General features: G+C 63.9%; 11 protein-coding genes. 7 read left to right on the forward strand and 4 right to left on the reverse strand.

Annotated elements, in window-relative coordinates; translation table 11 throughout:
- Positions 1-24: 24 nt before the first annotated feature.
- The 6 genes from MAB_RS21305 to MAB_RS21330 all read left to right on the forward strand — a co-directional run bounded on the left by MAB_RS21305 (position 25) and on the right by MAB_RS21330 (position 8,822).
- Positions 25-1,464, forward strand: a complete 1,440-nt coding sequence (locus MAB_RS21305) for a gamma-aminobutyraldehyde dehydrogenase (protein ID WP_005085813.1) — start codon at positions 25-27, stop codon at positions 1,462-1,464.
- On the forward strand, positions 1,464-3,404 hold the full coding sequence (locus MAB_RS21310; RefSeq protein ID WP_005085810.1) for a primary-amine oxidase: 1,941 nt from the start codon (positions 1,464-1,466) through the stop codon (positions 3,402-3,404). The genes MAB_RS21305 and MAB_RS21310 overlap by 1 nt, the downstream gene beginning before the upstream one ends.
- A gap of 2 nt (positions 3,405-3,406) precedes the next feature.
- On the forward strand, positions 3,407-4,297 hold the full coding sequence (locus tag MAB_RS21315) for a universal stress protein (protein ID WP_005078060.1): 891 nt from the start codon (positions 3,407-3,409) through the stop codon (positions 4,295-4,297).
- Positions 4,290-5,831 (forward strand): APC family permease, encoded by a 1,542-nt coding sequence (locus MAB_RS21320; RefSeq protein ID WP_005086404.1) that lies wholly within the window; start codon positions 4,290-4,292, stop codon positions 5,829-5,831. The genes MAB_RS21315 and MAB_RS21320 overlap by 8 nt, the downstream gene beginning before the upstream one ends.
- Before the next feature lie 190 nt (positions 5,832-6,021).
- A complete protein-coding gene (gene gabT / locus MAB_RS21325; RefSeq protein WP_005112244.1) occupies positions 6,022-7,371 on the forward strand; it encodes a 4-aminobutyrate--2-oxoglutarate transaminase in 1,350 nt (449 codons plus the stop codon).
- Positions 7,368-8,822, forward strand: a complete 1,455-nt coding sequence (locus MAB_RS21330; protein ID WP_005086406.1) for an NAD-dependent succinate-semialdehyde dehydrogenase — start codon at positions 7,368-7,370, stop codon at positions 8,820-8,822. Before gabT ends, MAB_RS21330 begins: the two co-directional genes overlap by 4 nt.
- A 39-nt stretch (positions 8,823-8,861) precedes the next feature.
- On the opposite strand, the gene MAB_RS21335 is transcribed toward MAB_RS21330, so the two are convergent.
- A complete protein-coding gene (locus MAB_RS21335; RefSeq protein ID WP_005095055.1) occupies positions 8,862-9,812 on the reverse strand; it encodes a TauD/TfdA dioxygenase family protein in 951 nt (316 codons plus the stop codon).
- A gap of 95 nt (positions 9,813-9,907) precedes the next feature.
- On the opposite strand from MAB_RS21335, the gene MAB_RS21340 reads away from it, so the two are divergent.
- Positions 9,908-10,624 (forward strand): NUDIX hydrolase, encoded by a 717-nt coding sequence (locus MAB_RS21340; protein WP_005062378.1) that lies wholly within the window; start codon positions 9,908-9,910, stop codon positions 10,622-10,624.
- Positions 10,625-10,626: 2 nt separating this feature from the next.
- Here the strand turns inward: MAB_RS21340 and MAB_RS21345 are convergent, their stop codons facing one another.
- The 3 genes from MAB_RS21345 to MAB_RS21355 all read right to left on the reverse strand — a co-directional run bounded on the left by MAB_RS21345 (position 10,627) and on the right by MAB_RS21355 (position 14,213).
- Positions 10,627-11,022, reverse strand: coding sequence for a hypothetical protein (locus MAB_RS21345; protein ID WP_005086410.1), 396 nt, complete (start codon positions 11,020-11,022; stop codon positions 10,627-10,629).
- A 38-nt stretch (positions 11,023-11,060) separates the two neighbouring features.
- The gene (locus MAB_RS21350; protein WP_005095057.1) at positions 11,061-12,563 is read right to left on the reverse strand and encodes a M28 family metallopeptidase; all 1,503 of its coding nucleotides are present in this window, start codon (positions 12,561-12,563) and stop codon (positions 11,061-11,063) included.
- A 147-nt stretch (positions 12,564-12,710) separates the two neighbouring features.
- Positions 12,711-14,213, reverse strand: a complete 1,503-nt coding sequence (locus MAB_RS21355; protein WP_005095059.1) for a M28 family peptidase — start codon at positions 14,211-14,213, stop codon at positions 12,711-12,713.
- Between the last annotated feature and the right edge of the window lie 2 nt (positions 14,214-14,215).

Below are 14,215 nucleotides of genomic sequence, written 5' to 3' on the forward strand. Positions count from 1 at the left end.
TCCCTCGACGGATGGACGTGCGATATGCCGGATTCGGTACTCCAGAACTACATCGACGGCCAGTTCGTCGACGCTCTATCTCTGAAATCGTCCGAGCCTATCGACCTGATCAACCCGGTCGACGAATCGGTGGTGGGACGTGCTCCGGTCTCCAACCTCGAGGACGTGAACGCCGCTGTGGCCGCCGCCGAACGTGCCTTCGAGTCCTGGGGCAGATCCACGCCGAGCTTCCGCCAGCAGGCACTGCTCAAACTCGCCGACGCCATCGAAGCCCACACGGACGAGATCGTCGATGCCCAGTGCCGCAACACCGGACAGCCCAAGGCCGTGATCGCGGCCGAGGAGGTGGCGGTGAGCGCCGATCAGATCCGATTCTTCGCCGGTGCCGCACGACTCGTCGAAGGCAAATCTGCGGGTGAGTACATGGAGGGGTTCACCTCGTACGTTCGGCGCGAGCCCATCGGGGTTGTCGGACAGGTAACCCCGTGGAATTACCCCTTCATGATGGCGATCTGGAAGATCGGCCCGGCGCTGGCCGCCGGGAACACCGTCGTCCTCAAACCCAGCGACACCACCCCGGAGAGCACTCTGGTACTGGCGCGGCTGACGAAGGGCATCCTGCCCGACGGAGTGTTCAATGTGGTGCTGGGTACCGCGGCTACCGGCTCGGACTTGGTCAGTCATCCTGCTATCGGGCTGGTTTCGATCACCGGATCGGTGCGTGCCGGCATCGCGGTAGCCACTTCGGCTGCCGGGCAGCTCAAGCGCAGCCACCTCGAGCTCGGCGGCAAGGCACCCGCCGTGGTGTTCGGTGACGTCGATATCGACAAGGCCGCCCTGGGGATCGCCCAGGCCGCCTTTTTCAACGCCGGCCAGGACTGTACGGCCGCCACCCGGGTGATCGTGCACGAATCTATTCACGACGACTTCGTCAACGCCCTGGACACGGCTGCGCAGACCCTCCGGCCGGGCCTACCCGACGATCCCGATAGCTTCTACGGGCCGATGAACAACATCAATCACTTCACCACTGTTACCGAGAAGCTCGACAACCTGCCCGCACATGCCACGGTGGTCACCGGCGGAAAGCGTTGGGGCGAAACCGGCTACTTCATCGAACCCACCATCGTCACCGGCGTTCGGCAAGACGACGCCATAGTCCAAGAAGAGACCTTTGGGCCGATCCTGACCGTCCAATCTTTCGCGGACGCCGGCGAAGCCCTTCGTCTGGCCAACGGGGTGCGTTACGCCCTGGCCTCCAGCGTCTGGACCAAGGACCATGCCACAGCCGAAACATTTACCCGTGAGCTCAATTTCGGATGCGTATGGGTTAACTGCCATATCCCGTTGGTGGCCGAGATGCCACACGGCGGGTTCAAGTACTCCGGCTACGGCAAGGACCTGTCGGCCTACAGCGTGGAGGACTACACCCGCATCAAGCACATCATGAGTGCGCACGCGTGATGAACGATACCTTTCACCCCCTCGATCCTCTCTCGGCAGAGGAATTCACCACGGTCGCAAAGATTCTGGCGCAGACACACGATGTCGGGGCAAGCTGGCGATACACCTCTGTGGAGCTGTCCGAGCCATCCAAGGCCGAGGTCGCCGCATTCGACAACAACGGCACCCGGCCGGATCGACGTGCGCTGGCCACCTGTTTGGACACCACCCAGAACGCCACGTACAAGGCCGTTATCTCGCTGACCTCCGGTGAGGTGCTGTCCTGGAACCACATTCCCGGAGTCCAGCCCAACTTCACCGTTGACGAGTGGGAAGAGGCCGACGCGGTCCTGCGCGGGCATCCCGACGTGATCGCCGCGCTGGCCAGGCGGGGCATCACCGATATGGACCTGGTATTCATGGACACCTGGACCTACGGCGACGCGGTCATGCCCGAGAAGTACAGGGGAAGGCGTCTAGGCTGGTCGGACACCTGGGTCCGTGCCGCCGACGGCGCCAACCCATACGCTGGACCCGTCAATGGATTCCATTGCGTCATCGACATGAACAGCATGGAGCTGCTGGATATCGAGGACACGTTCACTGTCGAGCGGCCCACGATGATGGGCGAGTACGTGCCACGGCACGTACCCGAACGCCTACGCAAGCAGAGCACCCGGGAATCCCTGCAACCGCTGCACATAACTCAGCCCGACGGGCCGTCATTCACCATCGAGGGCAACAAACTCCAGTGGCAGAACTGGTCGCTACGAGTGGGCTTCAACTACCGCGAGGGCATGACCCTGCACGCGGTCACCTACAACGACAATGGCCGGGTGCGGTCGGTGGCCAACCGCATGTCATTCGCCGAGATGATGGTCCCGTACCGGGATCACTGCGAAGATCACTATCGCAGAACAGCTTTCGATATCGGCGAGTGGGGCATCGGGTTCATGACCACCTCACTGGAGCTGGGCTGCGACTGCCTGGGCGAGATCCGGTATCTGGATGCCGTGCTGCACAACAGCAAGGGTGAGCCATACACCATCAAGAACGCGATCTGCATCCACGAAGAGGACAACGCTGTCCTGTGGAAACACGTCGACCATGATCACGGCGCCCAGGTACGCCGGATGCGCCGGCTTACCGTGTCGTTCCATGTAACCGTCGCCAACTACGAATACCTCACCTACTGGCGGTTTTACCAGGACGGAAACATCGAATGTGAGGTCCGGGCGACCGGAATCATGGTTGTCAGCAATTTCACCGAGGGGGCCGCGCACCCGCACGGCACTCTCGTGGACAACCGCACCTACGCGCCCTACCACCAACATTTCCTCGTCGCGAGGCTGGATCTGGACGTCGACGGAACCGAGAACACCGTGTACGCCACGGAAACCGAGATCGAGCCCGTCGGCCCCGAGAATCCATACGGACTCTCGCTGCGGCAACGCAACACCCCGCTGCGTACGGAATCGGAAGGAAAACAGGACTTCTGCTGGGAAACCCAGCGCGCCTGGAAGGTCGTCAACGACAACACTCGCAACGGCATCGGTACCGCACCTGCCTACAAGCTGGTGCCGGGCGCAGCCATCCCCTCGATGTTCGACCCCTCCTCACCGGTCCTGGCTCGCTGCCGCGCCATCGAGCACACACTTTGGGTAACCCCCAATTCACCCGACGAGCGTTGGCCTGCAGGTGAATTCGTTACACAAAGCAAGGAAGACCACGGACTGCCCGCCTGGACCGAAGGCAACCGGTCAATCGAGAACACCGACGTGGTGCTGTGGTACGTGTTCGGTATCCATCACATCACCCGGCCCGAGGATTGGCCGATCATGCCCGTCGACACCGTCAACTTCTGGCTCAAACCTGTCGGATTCTTCGACCGTAACCCCTCACTCGACGTCGCACCCACCCCGCCGAAGAGCTGTCACATGTCCGGACATCAGGAGGACTAGCCGTGAACACCGCCGCCACGAGGATTGCAGTTGCATACTTGGCCACCCCGGGCGGCGATGACGCGCTAGCCGTGGGCGCTCAGATCGCACGTTCCCTGGGCGCGCATCTGGATCTGTGCATGGTACTGCCTCTGGATCGCCCGATCCTGGCGCCCCTGCCTCAACAAGAGCGCCAGGACATCTTGTCCCAGAACGCCGCTCACTGGTTGAATCACGCCGAGGCCACCGTGCCCGACGACCTGTCCGTCACGACGCATATCAGCTTCCATGAATCGATCGCCGAGGGGCTCATCGCGCAATCCGAGGCGCTGGGCGCTGCTGCCATCGTGGTGGGCGGCTCCGGCGGCGGCCTGGTGGGCAGCCTGTCACTGGGATCGGTGGTGAACGAGCTCGTGCACTCCTCCCCCATTCCGCTGGTGATATCACCACGGGGCGCGCGCTATCAGAAGAACCTGCGCATACGAGAGGTCACCTGCGCGATGGGCACCCGACCCGGCGCGCGCGTGCTGCTGGATACCGCATTGCGGATCTGCAAGCGCGCCGAAACACCGCTGCGACTGGTGTCGTTGGTGTCCATCGACCCGATACCGGGCGGAGACGACGACCAGTCGGCGCGTGAGCGCGCCACCATTCACGCACAACAGTCCCTCGAAACCGCCAAATTGGTGCTGCCACCGGATTTTCCGGTCACCTCGACCGTCGCCGAGGGACCCACGGTGGAAGCCGCCGTGAACAAGCTCGACTGGCACGAAGGCGACATCATCATGGTGGGCTCGAGCCGTCTGGCCCAGCCGCGACGGCTCTTCCTCGGATCGACGGCCGCCAAGATGCTCCGCGTGCTGCAAGTGCCCATGGTCGTCATTCCGAAGGAAGAAGGGGGCGATAGTGACTGAGGACCTCGCTCGCGCCGAACTGGATCATGCCGAGCGGTCCGAAGGACTTGTCTCGAAGGGCCTGGCCGCCGGACGTATCGGCACCTTCACCGGTGCTGTCCTCGGAATCTCAACGGTCGCACCCGGATACACGCTCACGGCCAGCATCGGCCTGATCGTGGCGGCGGTCGGCCTGAAGATGCCGGCCATTCTCATCGCCGGTTTCATCCCCATGTTTCTCACCGCCTATGCCTATCGAGAACTGAATTCGCGAGCACCGGACTGCGGAGCCTCGTTCACCTGGTCGACCAAGGCATTCGGTCCTTACGTCGGCTGGATGTGTGGATGGGGCATGGTGATTGCCACCATCATCGTGCTGTCCAACCTGGCCTCCATCGGTGTGCAATACGGGTATCAATTCCTTGGCGCGGTCACGCACAATCAAACAGTCGCCGAGCTGGCCAACAACAAGGCCGTCAACATCATCTCGACCGTGGCGCTGCTGGCCATCGCCACCTACATCTCCAGCCGCGGCATCACCACCAGCGAAAAGGTTCAATACGTTCTCGTCGGCTTCCAGATGATCGTGCTGGTGCTCTTTGCCGTCGTCGCGATCGTCAAAGCGCCCGGCGCGGCCGGACATCTCGACTTCGACCTGGACTGGTTCAACCCCATGACCGGACTCACCCTGAGTGCCTTCGTCATTGGGCTGGTCGGATCGATCTTCGCCTTCTGGGGCTGGGATACCTGCCTGACCCTCGGCGAAGAATCGAAGGATCCGACGAAGGTGCCGGGCCGGGCCGGACTGCTCTGCGTGCTCTCGATCTTGTTGACCTATCTTCTGGTCGCGGTCGCGGTCATGATGTTCGCCGGGATCGGCGACACCGATCTCGGCTTGGCCAACGAGAACAACAAGGACAACGTCTTCGGCGCCCTGGCCAACCCGGTGCTGGGCAGCTGGTTTGGCCCGCTGCTACTGCTGGCGATATTCGCCTCGGCGATCGCCAGCCTGCAGACCACCTCTCTTCCCGCCGCACGCACGATGCTCGCCATGGGCACCTACGGCGCCTTTCCGAAACGGTTCGCCAGTGTCAGCCCCCGCTTCCTCACCCCCACGTTCAGCACCGTGGTGGCCGGCGTCGTCACCGCGGCGTTCTACACGATTGTCAGCCTGCTCTCCGACCGAACCCTGCTGGATACCATTGCCGCCCTTGGCATCATGATCTGCTGGTATTACGGCATCACCGCCTTCGCCTGCGTGTGGTACTTCCGCGCGGAACTGTTCCAAAATGCCCACAATCTGGTGTACAAGTTCCTGTTTCCGCTGCTGGGCGGTCTGATGCTGGCGGCGGTGTTCGTGATCTCCGTTCAAGAGAGCATGGACCCCGAGAAGACCGGCAGCGGGGCGTCGATCGGCGGTATCGGCTTGGTGTTCTATCTCGGCTTCGGGATCCTGGCGTTCGGGGCGCTGCTGATGGGGATCATGCGGTGGTATCAGCCCGCCTTCTTCCGCGGGGAATTGCTGACCATGGACACCCCGCCGCTGAGGGAATGAGCCCACCAGTTGTCGACACGCCGTTCGGTGACGCATAACGCGACGAGAAGTCACGAAACACGGCGTGTCGGCGGGTAGGGCGGAGACGACAAAACGGCATAACCGATGCCGTTTGATGGACAAAACGGCGATTCCCGTCATGACACTTCAGCGGCACACTGAGATCGCCGGATCGACGACAGGGAGCGCCATGACCGACATCACCTATCGCCTCGCCCAGAAGCGCACCATCGTGACGCCGCTACCGGGACCCCGGTCCGGTGCACTGGCCGAGCGCCGCCGCGCCGCGGTGTCGGCGGGTGTGGGCTCCACCGCGCCGGTCTATGCCGTCGACGCCGATGGCGGCGTGATCGTCGACGCCGACGGCAACTCCTTCATCGACCTCGGAGCAGGCATCGCGGTGACCACCGTCGGCGCCTCCCACCCGGCCGTTGCCGCCGCAATCGCCGACCAGGCAACCCATTTCACTCATACCTGTTTCATGGTGACGCCCTACGAGGGGTACGTACAGGTCGCCGAGCTGCTCAACGCCCTGACCCCCGGCGATCATGACAAGCGCACCGCACTGTTCAACTCGGGTGCCGAGGCCGTCGAGAACGCCATCAAGGTGGCACGGCTGGCCACCGGGCGACCCGCCGTGGTCGCATTCGACAACGCCTATCACGGACGCACCAACCTGACCATGGCACTGACCGCCAAGTCGATGCCGTACAAGTCGCAGTTCGGGCCCTTCGCGCCCGAGGTCTACCGGATGCCCGCCTCCTACCCGTTGCGCGACGAGCCGGGGCTGACCGGCGAGGAAGCCGCACGGCGGGCGATCTCCCGCATCGAGACCCAGATCGGCGCGCAGTCACTGGCCGCCATCATCATCGAACCCATCCAGGGTGAGGGCGGATTCATCGTGCCCGCACCGGGATTCCTCGCCACGCTTACCGCATGGGCCAGCGAAAACGGCGTCGTCTTCATTGCCGACGAAGTGCAGACCGGATTCGCCCGTACCGGCGCGTGGTTTGCCTCCGAGCACGAGGGCATCGTCCCGGACATCGTCACCATGGCCAAGGGCATCGCCGGCGGTATGCCGCTGTCGGCCGTCACCGGGCGCGCCGAGCTGATGGACGCCGTGTACGCCGGCGGCCTCGGCGGCACCTATGGCGGCAATCCGGTGACCTGCGCGGCCGCCGTCGCCGCGCTGGGGGTCATGCGTGAACTCGATCTGCCCGCACGTGCGCGAGCCATCGAAGCCTCGGTGACGTCCCGGCTGAGTGCACTCGCCGAAGAGGTGGACATCATCGGCGAGGTACGCGGGCGCGGCGCCATGCTGGCCATCGAGATCGTCAAACCAGGAACGCTGGAACCCGATGCCGCCCTCACCAAATCCATTGCCGCCGAAGCGCTCTCCCAGGGCGTGCTGATCCTCACCTGCGGAACCTTCGGCAACGTCATCCGCTTGCTGCCACCGCTGGTTATCGGGGACGATCTACTCGACGAGGGCATCACCGCCCTCTCCGACATCATTCGTGCGAAGGCGAGCCACCAGTGACCGATCACTCGACATTGATCGACGCAATTCCCACCGACCTGTGGATCGGGGGCAAGCAGGTCCCGTCGTCGACGGGTACCCGGTTTCCGGTGCACAACCCCGCCACCGGCGCCGTCCTGACCACCGTGGCAGACGCCGCGGCGTCCGACGGCGCGATCGCCCTCGACGAGGCCACGGCCGTGCAGCGGTCCTGGGCGGCCACCGCGCCCCGCGAGCGCGCCGAAATCCTGCGGCGAGCCTGGGAACTGGTGATAGCCCGGCGCGATGATTTCGCACTGGCCATGACCTTGGAGATGGGCAAGCCGCTGGCAGAAAGCCAGGGCGAGGTGGCCTACGGCGGCGAATTCCTGCGCTGGTTCTCCGAGGAAGCGGTGCGCATCAACGGCCGGTACACCTCGTCGCCCACCGGCGCCGGACGGATCCTGGTGGCCAAGCAGCCCATCGGTCCGACACTGGCCATCACCCCGTGGAACTTTCCGCTGGCCATGGGCACCCGCAAGATCGGTCCGGCGCTGGCCGCCGGGTGCACCATGATCGTCAAACCCGCTGCCGAAACGCCGCTCACCATGCTGCTGCTGGGCCAGGTGTTCGCCGACGCCGGGCTGCCCGCGGGTGTGCTGTCGATCCTGCCCACCACCAACGCCTCGGCGCTGACGGGTCCGCTGATCGACGACCCCAGGCTGCGCAAGCTCACCTTCACCGGCTCTACCGGTGTCGGAAAAATTCTGCTGTCTCAGTGCGCCACAAGGGTATTGCGCTCCTCGATGGAACTCGGCGGCAACGCACCGTTCGTGGTGTTCGATGATGCTGACGTGGACGCCGCCGTCGACGGCGCGATGGCAGCCAAGATGCGCAATATCGGTGAGGCATGTACCGCGGCCAACCGCTTCCACGTCGACAACGCGGTACGTGCGGAGTTCACCGAAAAGCTCACCGCCCGCATGGGCGCCCTGACCATCGGGCCCGGCGATGAAAACGGGGTGCAGGTCGGGCCGCTCATCACCGCCAAGCAACGCGCCTCGGTCGACGAGCTGGTGCAGGATGCCGTCAGCAAGGGCGCCGTTGTCACCACTGGTGGCGTCGTCGCCGACGGCGAGGGCTACTTCTACCCGCCGACAGTGCTCACCGACGTGCCGGCCGACGCAAGGATTCTGCGTGAAGAGGTGTTTGGCCCCGTCGCGGCGATCACCGGGTTCGATGGTGAAGAAGCCGGGATAGCCGCCGCCAATGACACCGAGTTTGGACTCGCCGCCTACGTGTACACGGCTAATCTGGATCGCGCCCTCCGGGTTTCGCAGGCCGTGGAATCCGGAATGGTCGGCGTGAATCGCGGCGTCATCTCCGATGTGGCCGCGCCGTTCGGCGGAATCAAGGAATCGGGTATCGGCCGGGAAGCCGGCAGCGAGGGTATCGAGGAATACCTCGAAACGAAATACATAGCGCTGCCCTAGTTCCGGGAGGGGCCCTCCGTCACCGCAGGTGCGCTGACCTCAGGCGGCGAACAACTCCAGCCGTTGCGGCGTCTCGATACCCGAATAGTGGCTGGCGTCTCCGAGGAGAATCTGGCTGCGCCGCCCGTGAACATCTACCGGCACATCTCCTGCCAGCGTCACACGATGCAACTCGCGCTGCTGCTCACCGAAATCGGCAATGCCGTAGTGCTGGGTGGCCCGGTTGTCCCATATAGCCACGTCACCTAGCCGCCAATTCCAGCGGAAGGTGTTCTCCAGCTTGGTGATACGCGCTTGCAGGAGCTGGAACAACGATGCGAACTCGGCGCTCGGCAAATCTTGGAAACTCTTGACGAATTGTCCGAGCAACAGGCTGCGCTCACCGGTTTCCGGGTGCACCCGCACCACCGGATGCACTGTTTCGTAGCGAGAACTGGTGAACTCGGTGTAGTAGGCAGCGCGGCGTTCGGCGCTCACCCCGCCCGACGCCCCGGACGACGCGTAGTCGTACAGGTTGGTGTGCGTGGCCCACAGGTCGTCGACGAGCGAGCGCAGCGGTTTCGGCAGCTGTTCGTACGCGGCGACGGTCGACGCCCACGTGGTAGCACCCCCGTAAGAGGGCAGCGTCACCGGTCGCAGCACCGATGCCTTCGGGATGCGGTCCACGAAGGTGACATCGGTGTGCCAGCCGTTCGCGGCCCCTTCCAGATTCAGCAGCTCGGTGCCGTGCGATCGCACCGTCGGGTGCGGCAGCGTCGGCTCCCCCAGCAGGCGGGCGAAGGCGTACTGCCCGGCATCGTCGAGGTGATGCTGTTCGGTGAACACCAGCACCTTGTTGATGGCCAGCGCGAGCCGGATGGCTTCCACACGATCGGCCGAAAGGTCGCCGCGCAGCTCGATGCCGTTGACTCGAGCGCCGATGTGTTCGCCGAGTTTTTCCACGGTGATGCCGGCATCGCGATAGATACGTCGTGTTTGGTCGTCGGTCACCCTGGCATCACAACAACCCCGGCGCGGTATGCCCAGCGATACAGCCACCTCGATTCGAAAGATCTACCGTGGACGACGGCAGATATGGTCGAACGGTGATCGCCTACGACGAAGAGCTGCGGAACCGGATACGCGCACATCTGGCACGCCATGAACGTAGGACCGTCGACGACCCGGCCAAACGCCGTGCCGCGGTCGCCGTCGTACTGGTGGACTCGGACCTGGGTGAGGACCGTATCGATCCGGCACCACTGGAGGAATGGATCGGCGGCCGTGAGATCCCGGGACACGGACTGGACGGCAGAATGGTAGACGTCTCCGGTGGCGCGGCATTCCTCTTGTGCCGCAGAGCCTCCCGGCTCAACTCTCATGCGGCGCAGTGGGCGCTCCCGGGCGGACGATTGGATCCGGGTGAGGACGCGATACAGGCCGCCCTGCGTGAGCTGGACGAGGAACTGGGGGTGTCGCTACCCGATTCCACGGTGCTCGGGCTGCTCGACGACTACCCGACACGTTCGGGGTATGTGATTACGCCGGTGGTGGTGTGGGGCGGAGGCCGACTGGAGCTCAGCCCCTCCCCCGATGAGGTGGTGGCCGCCTACCGCGTCGGACTACACCAGCTGCAACGCGAGGATTCACCGCGCTACATCACGATTCCCGAGAGTGCGCGCCCGGTAGTACAGATCCCGCTGGGCAACGACTTGATTCATGCCCCCACCGGAGCCGTCCTGCTGCAAGTGCGGTGGCTGTGCCTGGAAGGCAGCGGAGACCGTGTCGATGACCTGGAGCAACCGGTCTTCGCTTGGAGGTGAGGTCAGGGCACGTCGGCGCGTGCCAACAATGTCGGCGTCCCATAGGGAGCGCTCTGCTCCGCCACCCAGCCGGGCTCCAGATACACGCTGTTGGACGCGATGACGTTGCCGTCCCGCAGGATCTCACCGAGATAGTTACCCCCCGGGTCACTGAACAGGCTTACCACCGCCTCGCGGGTGGTCATCGTGACGTCGTGCTCCCACGGCACAAAGGGATCCAGCCAGGTCTGCTTGACCGCCTTTTCGCCCTTGCCCGTGCGGTAGGAGATCGTCACCTGGCGATTGGTTCCGGGGTCTTGCAAGGTCACGCGGTATGTCAGCTTCACCCCCGGGTCGGCGGCCGTCATCGGGGCAGCGGCCGCGCCGATCACCACACCGGACGCCAGCGTTACCAGCAAAGAAAGAATTCTCCTCATGCGCTGGCATGCTAGCGGCCCTAACGCTCCAGCGGAGAGTGTCGGCGAAGTTTGCGCTCCGGCACCCCGTTGGGCCCCGTGGTGGACAACGCATAGGTGCCGACGGCAAAGGCGACCGCCGGACCGTTTATCCCCAACGCGGTCTTGCCGACATTCGCCAGGGTGTCCTTGGGTCCGTGGTAGTTGGGGTCGAACGGCTGGCCCGCATGTCCTTCCCAGGTCTTGGCCTCCGGGCCGCTCATCCGCTCCAGTGCCCCCGAGCTGATGCCGCCGACGGGGATACCCGCGGCCATGAATGGCCCGTAATCGGACCTGCCGCTGAATTCTTCGGCCGCGGGTCGTTTGCCTGCCAGGTTCAAATATCCAGCGAAGGTGCGCTCGATCCCCGCGGATCCCTCCGGAACATCCAGGGGCGGCCGGTTCGGATCCGGTTTGGCCGCGGATTGGTCGCCGTCGAGCACGAAGTACCCGGCATTAGGAGAGCCGAGCATGTCGAAGTTCAGGTACAACGCGATGTCGTTGAGCTCTTCGGGACTGCGGCTCTTCGCGTACTCGAGCGATCCGGCGAGGCCGTCTTCCTCAGCGGTCCAGAATGCGAATCTGACGGCGTTGTTGACAACCGGCTTCGGCCCGAGCTGCAGGGCGGTTTCCAGGACAGCGGCCACCCCGGTGCCGTTGTCATTGATGCCGGGCCCCTTCGACACACTGTCCAGATGAGCTCCGGTGAGCACAACGTTCGCGTGATCGCCCGTCGTGGTCTGTGCGATGACGCTGTGCGAGCGCACCTTCGCAACGTTCATATCCAGCACCAGGTTCACCGGCGACGAATTGCGGCGCAGCAGAGTGTCGACTCCCGAGTCGATGATCCCCACCGGAATTGACAGTTGCTCATAGTAATTGGGAGTGAACAGGCCTTCGCCGGCACCGGCCTGCATCGCCACCAGGACCGCCGAGGCACCTTTTTGCTTGGCGACATTGTGCTTGTCGACCACCGAGCACCCGGTGCCGTCGACGACGGCAATCTGCCCGTCCACCTTGAGCGTGCCGTAATCGGCCGCCGCACAACCACTGGCCTTACCCGACGGGCGAATGATGTTCGCCTTGAGACCGCCCTTAGGCGTCTGCGCGAAATAAGAGGCCTGATCCAGGGCATAGGGACGGCCGCCGATGTCGACAAGCGGCTTGCCCTCACTGAGCACCTTGAGTCTGGACAGCTCCGGGGTCTGAACCTCGAACCCGCGATCCTTCAATACCTTTGCGACGTAGTCGGCGCTGGCATCGTAGCCCGATGTGCCCTCAGCACGATTTCCGCCGTTCGCGTCGGCAACTTGCTGTAGCTGTTGCAGGTGAACCATCATCGCGTCCACCGTTACCGAACGCGCAAGATCTGCCGCGAGATTCGGGTTGGGCGCTGTGGGCGCCGCGGCACCCGGCGTAGACGGATGCGCACAACAACTCGCCACCGCCGCGATCGCGAGCAAGGAGCAACCGCGTGCCAGCCCCCGGGCGCTGAATAACGCCATCAAATAAACCTCAATGGAACCTCTTTGGAACACCAGTGGACTTGTGCGAATCGGGCAATCGCACACGCTACCGCACCAGCGTTGATTCCCAAGGTCTTTCAGCGCGTTGCAACGAACCTGTTACCCCAGATTCGGCGGCGCGATGCCCTACCCCTTGAGCTGGTGGCGGGTGCGGTCCTCATGAACGGGAACACCGTTGCGTCCGTCAATGCTCTGCGCGTACAACCCGACGGTGTAGGCCACTCCGCCCGCGTTGATCTTGAGCGCATCCTTGTTCACGTTGGCCAGCGTGTCGCCCGCCTGGTGGTAATTGGGATCGAACGGCTGCCCCGCCTTACCGCCCCATTGTTTGGCCTCTTCGTCCGACATCTTGTCTTCGGCGCCAGAGAAAATGCCGCCGGTCGGAATGCCGGCGCGGCTGAAGGCGTCATAGTCCGAGCGGCCGTCATAGCCGGTGTCATGGGCCTTCTTGCCCTGCTCGGCCAGATAGGCGACCTCGGTTCGCTCGATACCTGCCGAGCCCTCGGGAATCCGCACCGGAATCTCGTTCGGGTCGGGCTCGTTAGACTGATCGCCGTCGTACGTCAGGTACGCGGCGTTCGGCGAACCGAGCATGTCGTAATTCAAGTACAGGGCAATGTTTTTCAGCGCAGCCACATCAAGCGATTTGACGTAGTCGGTGGAGCCGATCAGCCCTTCTTCCTCCGCGCCCCAGAACGCGAATCGCACCGCGTTCTTCACATCGGGGCTCGGCCCCAGTTGCAGCGCCGTCTCCAGCACCGCGGCGGTGCCGGTGCCATTGTCGTTGATTCCCGGCCCCTCCGGAACACTGTCCAGATGCGCGCCTGCCATGACGACATCTGTCGTGGCGCCCGTCTTGGTCTGCGCGATCACGTTGCGCGCCTTGACGTCCTTGGTCTCCGCATCGACATTGAGGACAACCTTGTCCGGATGGGCCCTCAGGTCCGCACCGACCGATTTCGTAACACTCACCACCGGGATCTTGGGGTTGGAGTCCTCACCAAGGGTGCCGCTCGTCTTATTCTCGTCGACGTTGTCCGCGATGATCACGGCGACCGCGCCGCGTTCGGCGGCGACCCTTTCCTTGTCGGCGAATGGGCATGATCCGCGGTCGACAAGCACCACTGCGCCCTTGACGTCAAGCCCGTCGTAATCCTCGACCGTACAACCGGGCGACTCCTCCGCGCGGGCCGGCACCAGCCGTCCCTCGACGCGACCACCCGGCGAGTAGGACAGCACCCCTGCGTCCACCTTCTTGGGTCCGACCGTCAGATCAAGGGACTTGGCCTGGAAGTATTTGAAGCTGAATTCCGGGGTTTGCACATCGAACCCCTTGTCCTTCAAAGCCTTCACCACGTAGTCGACGCTCTGGTCAAATCCGGCGGTCCCCGCCGCCCTGGTGTTGTTGTTCTTGTCGGCGATTTCCTGGAGGGCCGACAGATGCTTCACGACGTTGTCGACGGTCACCTTCTCATGCAGGGAGTGCGCGAAACCGACGGCTTCTTCGGATCCTGCCTGAGGCGCCGAGCGAGGCGGCGCCTCCGCGGCATCACGGTCGCACGCCGTGACCGTTGCCAGCGCGCACGCCGCGGACACCGCGACCGCATACAGAACCCGATTGGTCGCCATCT

It is taken from the genome of Mycobacteroides abscessus ATCC 19977, assembly GCF_000069185.1.
Classification (GTDB): domain Bacteria; phylum Actinomycetota; class Actinomycetes; order Mycobacteriales; family Mycobacteriaceae; genus Mycobacterium; species Mycobacterium abscessus.